This is a genomic window from Mediterraneibacter sp. 210702-DFI.3.120, from assembly GCF_020561005.1.
In the GTDB taxonomy this organism is placed as follows: Bacteria; Bacillota; Clostridia; order Lachnospirales; family Lachnospiraceae; genus Mediterraneibacter; species Mediterraneibacter faecis.
Genome location: NZ_JAJCNG010000037.1, coordinates 1 through 13,273 on the forward strand (window position 1 = coordinate 1; position 13,273 = coordinate 13,273).

General features: G+C 39.2%; 16 protein-coding genes. 2 read left to right on the forward strand and 14 right to left on the reverse strand.

Annotated features, from left to right (window positions below; all coding sequences use genetic code 11):
• On the forward strand, positions 1–1,205 hold a 1,205-nt coding region (locus tag LI162_RS14385; RefSeq protein ID WP_226901453.1), incomplete at its 5' end, for a tyrosine-type recombinase/integrase.
• A 139-nt stretch (positions 1,206–1,344) separates the two neighbouring features.
• Here LI162_RS14385 and LI162_RS14390 read toward each other — a convergent pair.
• The 3 genes from LI162_RS14390 to LI162_RS14400 all read right to left on the reverse strand — a co-directional run bounded on the left by LI162_RS14390 (position 1,345) and on the right by LI162_RS14400 (position 2,350).
• Positions 1,345–1,530 (reverse strand): DUF6440 family protein, encoded by a 186-nt coding sequence (locus LI162_RS14390; RefSeq protein ID WP_227156839.1) that lies wholly within the window; start codon positions 1,528–1,530, stop codon positions 1,345–1,347.
• A 55-nt stretch (positions 1,531–1,585) separates the two neighbouring features.
• Positions 1,586–1,837 carry an SdpI family protein gene (locus tag LI162_RS14395; protein WP_330582965.1) on the reverse strand — a complete coding sequence of 84 codons (252 nt, stop codon included), beginning with the start codon at positions 1,835–1,837 and terminating at the stop codon, positions 1,586–1,588.
• 363 nt (positions 1,838–2,200) lie between these two features.
• Positions 2,201–2,350 (reverse strand): hypothetical protein, encoded by a 150-nt coding sequence (locus tag LI162_RS14400; RefSeq protein WP_155205133.1) that lies wholly within the window; start codon positions 2,348–2,350, stop codon positions 2,201–2,203.
• Positions 2,351–2,734: 384 nt separating this feature from the next.
• Between LI162_RS14400 and lepB the strand changes: the two genes are divergently transcribed.
• Entirely contained in the window at positions 2,735–3,298 is a 564-nt protein-coding gene (lepB, locus tag LI162_RS14405; RefSeq protein WP_055173509.1) for a signal peptidase I, read from the forward strand.
• Between the two features lie 48 nt (positions 3,299–3,346).
• On the opposite strand, the gene LI162_RS14410 is transcribed toward lepB, so the two are convergent.
• The 11 genes from LI162_RS14410 to LI162_RS14460 form a co-directional block, all read right to left on the reverse strand.
• Positions 3,347–3,940, reverse strand: coding sequence for a 5-formyltetrahydrofolate cyclo-ligase (locus LI162_RS14410; protein WP_442919964.1), 594 nt, complete (start codon positions 3,938–3,940; stop codon positions 3,347–3,349).
• A gap of 23 nt (positions 3,941–3,963) precedes the next feature.
• Entirely contained in the window at positions 3,964–4,668 is a 705-nt protein-coding gene (locus tag LI162_RS14415) for a hypothetical protein (RefSeq protein WP_020436967.1), read from the reverse strand.
• A 421-nt stretch (positions 4,669–5,089) separates the two neighbouring features.
• Entirely contained in the window at positions 5,090–5,692 is a 603-nt protein-coding gene (locus LI162_RS14420) for a cytidylate kinase-like family protein (protein ID WP_054752649.1), read from the reverse strand.
• A 36-nt stretch (positions 5,693–5,728) separates the two neighbouring features.
• Entirely contained in the window at positions 5,729–6,439 is a 711-nt protein-coding gene (locus LI162_RS14425; protein ID WP_015528709.1) for an ABC transporter ATP-binding protein, read from the reverse strand.
• Positions 6,440–6,452: 13 nt separating this feature from the next.
• Positions 6,453–7,214 carry an ABC transporter ATP-binding protein gene (locus LI162_RS14430; RefSeq protein WP_020436965.1) on the reverse strand — a complete coding sequence of 254 codons (762 nt, stop codon included), beginning with the start codon at positions 7,212–7,214 and terminating at the stop codon, positions 6,453–6,455.
• Between the two features lie 6 nt (positions 7,215–7,220).
• Positions 7,221–8,261 carry a branched-chain amino acid ABC transporter permease gene (locus tag LI162_RS14435; protein WP_412430996.1) on the reverse strand — a complete coding sequence of 347 codons (1,041 nt, stop codon included), beginning with the start codon at positions 8,259–8,261 and terminating at the stop codon, positions 7,221–7,223.
• Between the two features lie 24 nt (positions 8,262–8,285).
• The gene (locus LI162_RS14440; RefSeq protein WP_117542385.1) at positions 8,286–9,170 is read right to left on the reverse strand and encodes a branched-chain amino acid ABC transporter permease; all 885 of its coding nucleotides are present in this window, start codon (positions 9,168–9,170) and stop codon (positions 8,286–8,288) included.
• A 124-nt stretch (positions 9,171–9,294) separates the two neighbouring features.
• Positions 9,295–10,059 (reverse strand): type I 3-dehydroquinate dehydratase, encoded by a 765-nt coding sequence (gene aroD, locus LI162_RS14445; protein ID WP_227156841.1) that lies wholly within the window; start codon positions 10,057–10,059, stop codon positions 9,295–9,297.
• Between the two features lie 307 nt (positions 10,060–10,366).
• Complete coding sequence (locus LI162_RS14450; RefSeq protein ID WP_227156842.1) at positions 10,367–11,563, reverse strand: ABC transporter substrate-binding protein; 1,197 nt, start codon at positions 11,561–11,563, stop codon at positions 10,367–10,369.
• Between the two features lie 148 nt (positions 11,564–11,711).
• On the reverse strand, positions 11,712–12,458 hold the full coding sequence (locus LI162_RS14455; protein WP_055157835.1) for a hypothetical protein: 747 nt from the start codon (positions 12,456–12,458) through the stop codon (positions 11,712–11,714).
• A gap of 4 nt (positions 12,459–12,462) precedes the next feature.
• On the reverse strand, positions 12,463–13,146 hold the full coding sequence (locus LI162_RS14460; protein ID WP_147325702.1) for a hypothetical protein: 684 nt from the start codon (positions 13,144–13,146) through the stop codon (positions 12,463–12,465).
• Between the last annotated feature and the right edge of the window lie 127 nt (positions 13,147–13,273).

The following is a 13,273-nucleotide window of genomic DNA, read 5'->3' on the forward strand; positions in this document are numbered from 1 at the left end:
ACGCTGGAACAGAAAGTAAAAGTGAAACGGAAAAACTGCTCCGTCAGGCAATGGATGATTACGAAAGCAAGAAATTTGTCGCAAAGACAGATAATCTTACTGTAGGAGAACTTCTTGATATGTGGGCGGAAGAAGAACTGAAAGTCGGAACACTCAGCAATGGTACAGTGGAAAATTATCTTGGTGCAATCCGTTGTATCAAGAAACATCCGATTGCAGAACGCAAATTAAAAACCGTTACTGCTGAACATTTACAGGCATTTCTCGATCTGCTTACATTCGGTGGGGAATTTCCAGATGGAAAAGTGAGAAAAGGATACAGTAAAGATTACATCCATTCCTTTTCAGCAGTATTACAACAGGCTTTCCGGTTTGCAGTATTTCCAAAACAGTTGATTACTTTTAATCCTATGCAGTATATTAAGCTGAAAAAACAGGCAGAGGATGTGGATTTATTCTCAGATGATGAGGTAGAAGAAGGCATACAGCCTATTTCCCATGAAGATTATGAGAGACTGATAGAATACCTCAAAGTAAAGAATCCACCTGCAATCCTGCCAATCCAGATCGCATACTATGCGGGACTTCGTATCGGTGAAGTTTGCGGATTGACATGGCAGGACATCAATCTTGAAGAACAATGCCTGACCATTAAAAGAAGTATCCGCTATGATGGCACAAAACATAAAAACATCATCGGACCGACCAAGCGAAAGAAAGTAAGGATTGTTGATTTTGGCGATACTCTGACTGAAATACTGAAAACCGCCAGAAAAAAACAGCTTAAAAGCCGGATGCAGTATGGTGAACTTTACCACCGCAATTTCTACAAGGAAGCACAGGACAAAAACAGAGTGTATTATGAATATTATCATCTGGACGGAACCGAAGAAATCCCGGTAGATTACAAGGAAATCTCCTTTGTCTGCCTGAGACCGGACGGATGTCTGGAACTGCCAAGCACACTCAGCATTGCCTGCCGATCAGTTGCAAAAAGGCTGGACGGATTTGAGAATTTCCATTTCCACCAGTTGCGACACACCTACACAAGCAACCTCCTCTCAAACGGAGCTGCCCCAAAAGATGTGCAGGAACTGTTAGGGCACTCTGATGTCAGTACCACAATGAATGTCTACGCCCACTCTACAAGAAAGGCAAAGCGGAACTCCGCCAGACTTCTTGATAAAGTGGCAGGCAACGACTAAATAAAAAATTCCCTTATTTCCCTTGCTGATTCCGCATAAGGTCAAAAATAAGGGAAAATACATATCATTTCACTATTTAAGGGGCTGGAAAGCCCGTAAAATAAGGAAAGTTCAAGAAATCTCTCCACAAATTCCGATTTTACTTTGTAACTATGACTTTTCCTTCTGAATCCAGAAGAGGTGTAATACTGGCTCCAAATCCGGAGTTCCAACAAAGGTAATTAACCCCAGTCTTCTTATCTACATGGATTTGACGAATTCCTTCATCTTTAAGCCAACTTCCGTCTTTGAATGTAACTTCAAATCTTTCTTCTTTCTTTGCCATGTTTATTTCTCCTTTTTTCAAGCGTTAAATACCGATTTTCTTGATTCTGCAAACTTTATCGTCTTGTTCCATTCTTATCAAAATTCTTTTTTAATGCTATTTCTGTTGGGAGAATAGACCCAATTAAAGGAATAAGTTGAACACCACAAATAATTCCTCCCATACTCCCAACACAATCTTCACTTTTTCCAATTACTAAAAGCATGAATATTACTGTTATTGGCAACATAACCATTCCACAGACATACCAGACTTTACCGCAATATTTATGAGCAAATTCCCATGTGTCTTTATTCTTGCCATTCAAATCATATCACACTATCAGACATATTTCCATTTCGATTTACTCAGTCAAGTCACTTCGCTCAGCTACATTTCCTGTCGGCTTGCTTCTGTAACTAGTACAGCGTTTCACAAATAACTGTCTCATTCACGCAGAATGCGGATTCGAGTGTTCAGCTGAAAAAACGTAGGCGTAGCGGGCTACGTCGAGGCTTTTTCAACTGAGCAATCGGATTCGCAGGCAAGTGTATGAGGCAGTTATTTTGAAAACGCTGTACTAACATCCGGTTATTAAGAAGTCTCTTCAAACTTACTACACCAGTAACATGAAGTAGTAATATAAAAAGCTTTCGGATTTTTTCATTTGAACCGAAAGCTTTTTATTTCATCATCTTCTATTATATCTATCTTCTTGTCTAACCGGCACTCTGACCGGTACTGGTTCTGGCATCAGTCCCGGGATCAGACGATTCATAAAATCTTTGATCTTCTTCCCTGCTTTTGTATTGATCCATCTATAATATTGTTCTATTGTCATACTGTTCTACCTCCTATTCAGGTCTCCTATCATAAGTAAAGGATCTGCATTTCTGCTATATATACCTATGCCATATTATTCTTTTCTGACATGGCTGTATTTTATCAGATGATTTTCTTTTTGTCAGTGCATTTACCGCTTATTTTAGAATTGTTTATACTTCTTTTATGAAGTTTTGAACACATTTATCTTTGTCATCATTTGACATAAGAGCAATCTGATTTTATAGAATTTTCATTTCCCCACATTTGCCACATTCTCCCAGATATGTTATGATTGTAACTGTTCTATTGTGATTCGTTTTTGCATCGGTTATGATACTGATTAACACAGACAAGATATCTTTCAGAATAAGAACAAGAATATCAGAAATGGGGAGTTTATATGTTATCTACATCGAAAGAACCTGCCGCAAAGGAGAAGGACTCTGCTGTGAAAGAACTTTTCCAATGGCTGATCGCCATTTTAGCGGCTGTTGCTATTGCTTTATTTGTTGATAATTTTCTAATCGTCAATGCACAAATCCCTTCCGGTTCAATGGAAAACACCATCATGACCGGAGATCGTGTGGTTGGTAACCGGCTTTCTTATTTAACTAAGGATCCTGAGCGTTATGATGTAATCATTTTTAAGTATCCTGATGATGAAAGCCAGCTTTTTATCAAGCGTATCATCGGACTGCCTGGTGAAACCGTGGAGATCCGTGACGGTCACATCTACATTGATGGCTCTTCTGAACCACTCGAAGATGTAGAGACGAAAGAATACATGGTCGGAAATTATGGTCCTTATACCGTACCGGAAGGATGCTATTTTGTGATGGGAGATAATAGAAATGATTCGAAAGATTCCCGCTACTGGATTAATCCATATGTATCCAAAGATAAGATTCTTGGGAAAGCAGTCTTTCGTTACTGGCCAATTACAGAAATGAAAACGATTAAATAATTTTCAAGGGCAGATCTGACTCATACGAGTTAAATCTGCCCTTACTATTTACATCTTATAACAACCTTTTTCAGAAATCACAAAATCCATCCGCAGATCATGTTCCTCCACCGGAATTTCGTCTACAAGCAGTTTCTCCCTGCAAAGTGCTGCTTTCACGCAATGCGTCTTTTCCAGATATCTGTCGTAATATCCACCTCCGTGACCAAGGCGTCTTCCGCTTCTATCGCAGCTGATACATGGAATGAAAGCAAAATCAATTGCTTCCGGCTGAATCAATCTTTCCGGGTCTTCTTTTGGTTCAAGGATTCCATATGCACCCGGATACAGCTCTTGTAATGAGCGGATCTCGTATACGTTCATAATTCCTTTTCCCGTACACTTTGGCACTCCAAGATGCTTTCCTGATTGAAGAATATCTTGCAATATAGAAAATGTATCTATTTCTTTCTCTGTGCTCACATAACAGAACACACAGTCTGCGCTCTTGTATTCATTCAGTTCCAAAACACTTTCTGTAATCTTTCTGTCTGCTTCTTTTCTGTATTTTTCTGTTATAAAAGAAAGTTTTTCTTTTATTTTTCTTCTTAATTCTTTCTTTTGAATCATTTTCTCTTCTGTTTTTCTTTCCAATTCTTCCACTCTTTTCGCTTTTTTCCTCTTGTTTAACTATTTTCTTTCTCCTGTTCTTCTCCGACAGATTCAATCAGCAGGTGATCCAGATTTTGCAGGTCTGCTTTTCTGATTCCATATTTTCCCTCTTTATCTTTTTCTACATGAAGAACAATTTTATTTGGTTTTCCGTACTTCAGCCCTTTCTCTTCCGCCTGTCTTAAAACCTCATAATAGATCTGATAAATTTCTGTCTGCATCTGTGTTTCTTCTGGCATAGCCTGTCCGTTCATCACATCATTTGAAACTTTTGTGGCGTATTCCTGCGCCTTCTCCTGAAATTCAGCATAAGTATCCTTCAGCAATGTGATTGGTTTCACTGTAAGAACAACCTGATAAGTTCCATTTTCTTCCCTGGTTGCTTCTCCTACAGTATAAGATGTCTTCTTTGCAAGATCTGCAAACAGTTCTCTATATTCTTCTGTCATCTCATCTGTCATTACATGCTCCGGAAATTTTTCCATTGTATAAGCAAGATTATCTTCGAAAACCTGTTTTGCTTCTTTCTCGGAAATGCCGGTCTGTTTTATATAGGATTCTGTTTTCTGCTTATAAGATACATCTAAAAATGCCTGTACATATTCCTGCGGATCAAAACGGTTTATGTAACAATAGATCATTGTTGCTGTTGCTGCGACGATAATTGCAACCATTATAATTCCTACTATAAAATGCTTCTTTTCTTTTTTTCCTGACATCAACTTTACCTCTTTTCTAACTGTAATTTGAATAACTTATTTGTAACTGTTCAGAGCCAAGCAAAATTTCAAAACCAGGTATAAAATGCTTGCATTTTTAAAACTGTTTTTGAAATTTTATTTGGCGGATACGCCACACCGACGAAATGCGTAGCATTTTGGAGGTTGGCTCTGAACAGTTACACTTATTTTATTTCTGTCACAGTATAGCATGATATCAGTTCACATTTTGTAGAACGATGTCACCCGGTATATAGCGCTTTTCAGATAGATGGAACGATACCGCCTTGTATGCAGCGCTTTTCAGATAGATGAAACGATGTCGCCTGCATGCAGCACGTTTCAGATAGCAAGAAAGAGATACGCAACCGTATCTCTTTCTTCCTGCAGACTTGTTTCTTTTGTCTGCTTTCTCTTTCATTTACAGATCAAATCTGATCTTGATATATGCTTTAATCTCTTCCACGCATTTCTGGAATCCAAGCTTTCCACTGTTCAGGCACAAATCATAATTTCTTGCATCTGCCCACTCGTGTCCTGTATGGTAACGATAGAAATCACCGCGAAATTTATCCGTCTTCTCGATGTATTTTTTCATTTCTTTTTCTGTCATACTGTTACGCTCCATCGCACGATCAAGACAGAATTTCTCATCTGCATGAACAAACACACTGACAACATTTGGATTGTCTTTCAGAACATAATCTGCACATCTTCCAACGATTACACAGGATTCTTTCTCAGCCAGATCTTTGATGATCTTTGCCTGATAGTTAAAGATATTTTCTTCTGAAACGAAGTCTTTATCTTCCGGCGGAAGAAGTTCTCCGTCGTATGGACGACTGAGGATCTTGAACCAGCCGGCTCCCTTCATCTTCTCATCACTCATACCGAAGAGTCTCTCGTTAATTCCGCTTTCCTCGGATGCCATACGCAGGATTTCTCTGCTATAACAGTTGATTCCAAGCTCTTTTGCAAGCATAGCTCCGATTGTCTTACCACCGCTTCCATACTGTCTCGCCATTGTAATTACAATATTGCTGCTCACCTGAATCGCCTCCTATTCTCCTAAATACGCTTTCTTAACTGCTTCATCTTCCAGCAGGTCTTTTGCATTTCCTGACATTGTGATCTTACCAGTCTCAAGAACATAGGCGCGATCCGCGATAGAAAGAGCTTTCTTTGCATTCTGTTCTACAAGAAGTACTGTTGTTCCACTCTCACTTACTGCCTGGATAATATCAAAAATCTCATTTACAAAGATTGGAGAAAGTCCCATAGAAGGCTCATCCATCAGAATGATCTTCGGTTTAGACATCAGTGCACGTCCCATGGCAAGCATCTGCTGCTCTCCACCACTGAGTGTTCCGGCCATCTGATTTCTTCTCTCTTCCAGACGTGGGAATCTCTTATAAACATTTGCAAGACTCTCTTCGATCTCATTTTTATCTTTTCTTGTATAGGCGCCCATTTTCAGGTTTTCATAAACACTCAGTTCAGCGAAAACTCTTCGTCCTTCCGGAACGTGAGCCATTCCCATAGACACGATCTTATGCGCCGGGATCTTTGTGATATCAGTTCCTTCAAACATAACAGAACCTTTCTTTGGAGAAAGAAGTCCTGTAATTGTATGAAGTGTTGTTGTCTTTCCGGCTCCGTTTGCGCCGATCAGTGCAATAACCTCTCCCTGATTTACCTCAAAGGAAATGCCTTTGATTGCCTGGATCATTCCATAATATACTTCTAAGTCTTTGACTTCAAGCATTGCCATTGTTATCTTCCCCCTATTCTCCCAGATATGCCTTGATTACCTGAGGATCATTCAGTACATCTGTTGTCTTGCCCTGTGCAAGTACTTCACCGAAGTTGAGTACTGTCAGCTCCTCGCAGATACCACTTACCAGTTTCATATCATGTTCGATCAGAAGGATCGTCATATGGAACTCATCTCTTACGAAACGGATCATATCCATCAGTTCTCCTGTCTCGTTCGGGTTCATTCCTGCTGCCGGCTCATCCAGAAGAAGAAGCTTTGGATCCGTCGCAAGTGCTCTGGCGATCTCCAGTTTTCTCTGCTGTCCGTAAGGAAGGTTTGCAGCCTTATATGACGCAAACTTCTCAAGATCGAATACCTTCAGAAGCTCCATCGCCTTTTCATTCATCTCTTTTTCTACCTTACGATAATTCGGAAGTCTTAAGATTCCTTCGATTGTAGAGTAATGATGATGGTTATGAAGTCCTACTTTAACATTATCAAGAACAGTCAGTTCTTTGAAAAGACGGATGTTCTGGAATGTTCTTGCAATTCCGGCCTTACTGATCTCAATATTTTTCTTTCCTGTAAGATCCTTTCCGTCCAAAAGAACCTTTCCGGAATCCGGTTTATATACTCCTGTCAGAAGGTTGAATACGGTTGTCTTACCGGCACCATTCGGTCCAATCAATCCGTAAAGTTCTTCTTTCTGTATCTTGAGGTCAAAGTCATTTACCGCACGGAGACCTCCGAAAGAAATTCCAAGATTTTTTACATCTAATAATGTACTCATTCTTACTTAAGCCTCCTTTTTCTTTCCAAAATGAAGATACTTCTCTCTCCACTCGATTGCCTTTGGTGCCCAGTTAAAGAGCATCATGATGATCAGAACGATCGCATAAATCAACATACGGTAATCAGACAGTCCACGGAGAAGCTCCGGAAGGAGTGTCAGGATAACTGCTGCAATAATAGATCCACGGATATTTCCGATTCCACCAAGTACTACAAAGACAAGAATCGTGATGGACATATTGTATCCAAAGTTGTTTGTATTTGCTGTCAGTGTTGACAGGTTGTGTGCATACAGAACACCTGCTGCACCGGCCATAGCCGCTGAAATTGTAAATGCCATCAGTTTATATTTTGTAACATTGATTCCGATAGACTCAGCTGCGATTACATTATCACGGATCGCCATGATCGCACGTCCGTCTCTGGAATTGATCAGGTTGAGTACGATAAATAATGTCACCATGATCAGGATAAATCCGATCAGGAATGTTGAATCCTTCGGAGTTCCTGTGATTCCCTGAGGACCGTTCAGGATAACTGTTCCGTCCGGATCCATGTCAAGTGCCATAACGTCCTTTGTCGCGAAATGAAATCCTTTGGAATCCTTTCCAATATAAAGAACATTTACAAGGTTTTTGATAATCTCACCAAATGCAAGTGTAACGATTGCAAGGTAATCACCTTTCAGACGAAGTACCGGGATTCCGATGATAACACCGAAGATTGCAGCCACTACAACACCGATCAGCAAAGCAAGCAAAAATCTTACAATCGAATTCTCGATCACATCTCTCATACATTTTGAGAAAAATGCGCTGGAAAATGCTCCCACACACATAAATCCGGCATGTCCAAGGCTAAGTTCTCCGAGAATACCTACTACAAGGTTCAGAGAAACAGCCAGGATAATATATGTACAAAGCGGAACAAGAAGTCCTGTCAGAAGACTGGAAATACTTCCTGTACTACTCAAAGTCTGCATCACTACGAAAGCTACAATCACGATCGCATAAGTGATGAGATTACTTTTCTTTGTTTTATTCATATTCTTCAACATAATTCCATCCACCTACACTTTCTCCTGAATCTTCTTGCCCAGAAGTCCTGTAGGCTTCACAAGCAACACAACAATCAGAACTGCGAACACGATCGCATCTGCAAGCTGGGAAGAAATGTATGCCTTACTGAGTATCTCGATGATTCCCAAAAGAATTCCTCCGATAAATGCACCCGGAATAGAACCGATTCCTCCAAATACAGCTGCAACGAACGCTTTGATACCAGGCATCGCACCGGTATATGGTGTCAGGCTCGGGTAAGTAGAACACAAAAGCACACCGGCTACTGCTGCCAATCCGGAACCAATTGCAAATGTAAGAGCAATTGTTGCGTTTACATTGATACCCATTAATTGCGCTGCGCCTCTATCCTCTGATACTGCACGCATCGCCTGTCCTGGTTTTGTCTTATGAACAAATGTGATCAATGCGATCATAATAACGACACAAACTACGATCGTAACAATTGTCTCTCCTGAAATATTCAGCTTACCATCTGCAAGTGAAAGTCCACTCCACTTAATTACAGATGGGAAAGTCTGTGCATTCGCACCGAAGATCAGAAGTGCTACATTCTGAAGCAGATAGCTGACACCGATTGCTGTGATCAGTACAGCAAGTGAAGATGCTGCATTACGAAGTGGTTTGTAAGCCACACGCTCCATCAGAACACCAAGTACTGTACAGGCAATGATTGAAATCAGGATTGCCACCCAGGTAGGAAGTCCTGCCTGCTTCATCGTGATCAAAGCTACATATGCACCGATCATGATCACATCACCATGTGCAAAGTTCAACATCTTGGCGATTCCATATACCATTGTGTATCCAAGCGCGATCAACGCATAGACACTGCCAAGACTTAGTCCATTTACTAAATATGAAATAAAGCTCATATCCGTCCCTCTCATCCTTTTTATATTTTTGTAAGGTACTACTTTAACCTTTTAAATTGAATTGATTATAACATAATTATTTTCTTGTATCAATACAAAAAACAGAATCCGCTCTGTTTTTTTATTAAAACAGGCTTTTATGAAGTAATCCAAGTACTGTTGTCAGATCTTCAATCCCCATCTGTCCCGGTGCAGATACTTTCCCAACTGCTCCAAATGTCAGTGCAGAACCAAAGACTTCTCCACAGAGACGGCTGATCACACCTGTTCCTGACATAGACATTGTAATGATCGGACGATCTGCATACTCGCTTGCCATCTCTTCTGTCGCTGCAAGAAGTGTAAGAACATCTTTCTTATTCTGTGGCATCACAGCGATCTTCGGAATATCTGCTCCAAGATCCTGCATTTTTCTTAAACGGGATACGATTTCCTCTTTTGCCGGAGTCTTGTGGAAGTCATGGTTCGAAGCGATCACTTTTACACCATTTGCATGTGCTGTCTCAACAACAGCCTTCACAGCCTCATCTCCTGTAAATGCCTCTACGTCTACAAGGTCAATAAGTCCTGTCTTTGCTGCATTCTGATTCAGTTCAACATAAGCCCCTGTCTCGATTGCTTTTTCTCCACCTTCTTTGGATGTGCGGAATGTGAAAAGGATCGGCATCTCCCCAATCACCTCACGAAGTGCCTGCATTGTCGCCTCTGTCTTTGCAAAATCAAAGATATCTTCATACCAGTCAACACGCCACTCAACAACATCAGCCTTTGTTGACTTGATATTCTTGGCTGCTACAAGAATCTCTTCTCTTGTTACGCCAACAATAGGCACACAGATTTTCGGGATTCCAGCGCCAATTTCAATATTTCTTACTTTTACTGTATTCATGATTTTTTCCTTTCTTAAGCTTCTTCCGAATTCTTCAGAAACACACCATATCTTACATTTATAAAAAGTATAATATAAATAATAGCACAAAGATAGAACAGCATGCTATAGAAAATTCACAAGCTTGAAACTATGGCCACACCAACGGAAAAACATCTTGTAAATCAAATGACTAACACTGCTCCAAAAAGAAGTCCCCCGGCAGAAACGATGTCTGTCGGGGGGATTTCTCCTATTCTTTTAATGTATCTACAAAGAGCGTTGCTACTCTCTGTATTTATTTTTCTAAACGAATCTGATATATCAATTATTCAGCAGCATCTTCTGCCTGAAGTACCTGATACTCTCCACTCTTAACAACAACTACTGTAGGATCTTTTGTAGGCTCTCCATCCTCTGACCATGTGATGCTCTTTCCTGTAAGTCCATCATATGTGATCTCTGTCATACCTTTTTTAAGTGCGTCACAGATATCTGATACGCTCTTATCCGGTGTAACGTCTTCTTTCTCAGCTGCTGCTTTGATTACGTATACACAGTCATAAGCATCTGCTGCGAACTGAATTGGTGTGTCTCCGAATGCTTCTTTGTAATCAGCAACGAATTTCTGTGTTGCTTCGTCTGTAGCATTTGCTGTAAATGGTGTAAGGAACATTAAGTCTTCTGCAAGACTTGCGTCAAATCCATCAAGATCAAGGATACCGTCCATACCGTCACATCCGAACCACTTCGGTGTAAATCCTGCTTTGTTTGCCTGAGCAAGAATCAGAGAAGCTTCCTGATAGTAAATTGGAAGGAATACAAGTTCAGCACCTGCATCTTTTGCTTTCTGGATCTGTACAGAGAAGTCTGTCTTGTTATCTGCTGTAAATGCTTCTGCTGCTACAACATCAAGTCCTTTTGCCTTTGCCTCTGTCGCAAATGTCTGATAAATTCCTGATGAATATGTGTCAGAGCTGTTATAAATGATTGCTACTTTTGTTGCAAGCTTGTTCTCTGCAATGTAATCTGCTGATGCGCTACCCTGGTTAGGATCTGAGAAACACATACGGAATGCATTGTCATACTGGATACTGTCTACTGCTGTAGCAGATGGTGTCAGCTGGAACATGTTATCTGAATGAGTCTCCTCAACAACTGCTGTACAAGGTGTAGAAGTTGTTGTTCCGATCAGTGCCTGCATTCCCCAGTCTTTCAGAGTATTGTAAGCGTTCACAGATTTCTCTGAATCAGCCTGATCATCTTCAAACTTGTATTCAATCTGCTTTCCGTTAATTCCGCCTGCTGCGTTGATCTCATCTACTGCAAGCTGAATACCATTCTTTACAGCTGTTCCGTAGATTGCTGCATCTCCTGTTGTAGGTCCGATACCACCAATTTTAAATGTATCAGAGTTGGATGATCCTCCACTCTTTCCACTATCTCCCGAACTTCCACATGCTGCTAATGAAAATACCATAGCTGATGCAAGCATAACACTTGCTGCTTTTTTCCACATCTTCATAATAATCTCCTCCTAGAAATTAAAATAATAAACTTTATGTGTCATATATTAGCTCGTAGAAGTATGATTTGTCAAGCAGAAATAGAGTGCAATCTGTTTTTTATCTATATTCGTTAAATATGGTCAAGTGATGTTAAAATAGATCAAGTTAGTTGTTATATCTATTAATCTGATATCTTAATACATTTCGTTCTATGGAATCAGGTTCTGTTTCTAACCATGATAATGCAGACTTAACATCAACCGAAAAACCACTTCCCAAATATTTAACCATCTTTTCATGAGAGCCACAAAATGGACGTGCTATAACTCTTTTTACATTTTCTTCTATAGAAAAATTCCAATTTACACTTTGGTTTGCTGTCAACAAAGATACTCCGTTATCAAAAATTGGTGCCGGATAAAAATCATTTCCACACATAATCAAAGCCAGATTATTTAAATGCCTGTCCTCATTTAAGCAAATCATATCCAATGTCAACACTTTACTCAAATAAGCATGGATGTTTAATCCACAGCTTTGATCAATAAACCGGATAACATATTCTATTCTTTCTTCCATTGTATTCATGTTAGCTATGACTTTCGAAAGATCTTTTCCAACTTCATTATAATATAGCTTATAAAACGTGACTAATTCTTCCTCTTCATCTAAAAAATTTTTACTCCTACATCCTGATTTTCCATTAATTGTTCCTTCTTCATAACTTATAAATTCATTTTCTTGAAGTGTAGTAAACTGCATAAACTTTGAAACAAGATATTCAGCACGTCCTTCATTTCCTCTATTATCTTTTTTATACCAATAGCCGTCTTTTTTATACTTAACCTGGGTTCCTTCACTTGTTCCTTCTTGAATAACAATATAATCATTTCCTATATTTTCACTAAACATATCTTCACCTTACCAATACATCTTTGCTTGTGATATTTTCTCCCGGAAAGCGAAACCATATAAAATCATTATGACTGACACCATGTGTCTTTCGTACTATTTCATATGGATTATACTCTTTAAGTCCCAGATGTTTTAAGATTTCATCAATATCAGGCCTGCCTTTTTCAAAGCATCTTAATTCTAAGATCTTGCCTAACTGATAACGAGTCATCTTCTTCTCTGCAAATAGTTGTCGCCCTGGATTGTCTGAAAAGCGTGATACAATAACATTTTTCTTTTTCACATATACTCTGGCCGTAATTTCATCTTTCCAGTATACTTCAAAAGTAAATTCATCCATGAAATTTTCTTTTTTAGTCCTCTTCTCATAGCACGCTATCATCTTACTTGCAGTCATAATATCCCATTCTAAGTCTTGTATCTCATTTGACAAATGCTCAATTCTTAACTGAATATTTTCTATATCTGCTATCTTTCCCGGAATAACTGGAGACAGATATCTGCTTTTGACCTTTCCATCTTTACGTTGTTGTGCATAATAATATAATTCGCCATGAATTTTCTTTATTGTAATATTTTGCTTTTCCGTAGAAATTTCTTGTAATTCTTTTTTCTTAATATCCAACTCCTTTTTATAAAGTGCTTCTTGATATTTTAACATTCTATAAGTTTGTTGTATCTCCATAGTTCATCACCCATTATTATTGTAACCTATATTTTTATTTTTTTCAATGTGTGTAGGTTACTTAATTTTGTAAAGAAAAAAACAGCGCTTTCGCACTGCTTCTCATTCCTGTCTATATTCCATGTAC

Excerpts from the sequence above, each read along its gene's own strand:
- LI162_RS14390 (WP_227156839.1), bottom strand. The coding sequence starts at position 1,530 with ATGGCAAAGAAAGAAGAAAGATTTGAAGTTACATTCAAAGACGGAAGT.
- LI162_RS14400 (WP_155205133.1), bottom strand. The coding sequence starts at position 2,350 with ATGACAATAGAACAATATTATAGATGGATCAATACAAAAGCAGGGAAG.
- lepB (WP_055173509.1), top strand. The coding sequence starts at position 2,735 with ATGTTATCTACATCGAAAGAACCTGCCGCAAAGGAGAAGGACTCTGCT.
- LI162_RS14415 (WP_020436967.1), bottom strand. The coding sequence starts at position 4,668 with ATGTCAGGAAAAAAAGAAAAGAAGCATTTTATAGTAGGAATTATAATG.
- LI162_RS14420 (WP_054752649.1), bottom strand. The coding sequence starts at position 5,692 with ATGGCGAGACAGTATGGAAGCGGTGGTAAGACAATCGGAGCTATGCTT.
- LI162_RS14425 (WP_015528709.1), bottom strand. The coding sequence starts at position 6,439 with ATGGCAATGCTTGAAGTCAAAGACTTAGAAGTATATTATGGAATGATC.
- LI162_RS14430 (WP_020436965.1), bottom strand. The coding sequence starts at position 7,214 with ATGAGTACATTATTAGATGTAAAAAATCTTGGAATTTCTTTCGGAGGT.
- LI162_RS14435 (WP_412430996.1), bottom strand. The coding sequence starts at position 8,261 with ATGAATAAAACAAAGAAAAGTAATCTCATCACTTATGCGATCGTGATT.
- LI162_RS14440 (WP_117542385.1), bottom strand. The coding sequence starts at position 9,170 with ATGAGCTTTATTTCATATTTAGTAAATGGACTAAGTCTTGGCAGTGTC.
- aroD (WP_227156841.1), bottom strand. The coding sequence starts at position 10,059 with ATGAATACAGTAAAAGTAAGAAATATTGAAATTGGCGCTGGAATCCCG.
- LI162_RS14450 (WP_227156842.1), bottom strand. The coding sequence starts at position 11,563 with ATGAAGATGTGGAAAAAAGCAGCAAGTGTTATGCTTGCATCAGCTATG.
- LI162_RS14455 (WP_055157835.1), bottom strand. The coding sequence starts at position 12,458 with ATGTTTAGTGAAAATATAGGAAATGATTATATTGTTATTCAAGAAGGA.
- LI162_RS14460 (WP_147325702.1), bottom strand. The coding sequence starts at position 13,146 with ATGGAGATACAACAAACTTATAGAATGTTAAAATATCAAGAAGCACTT.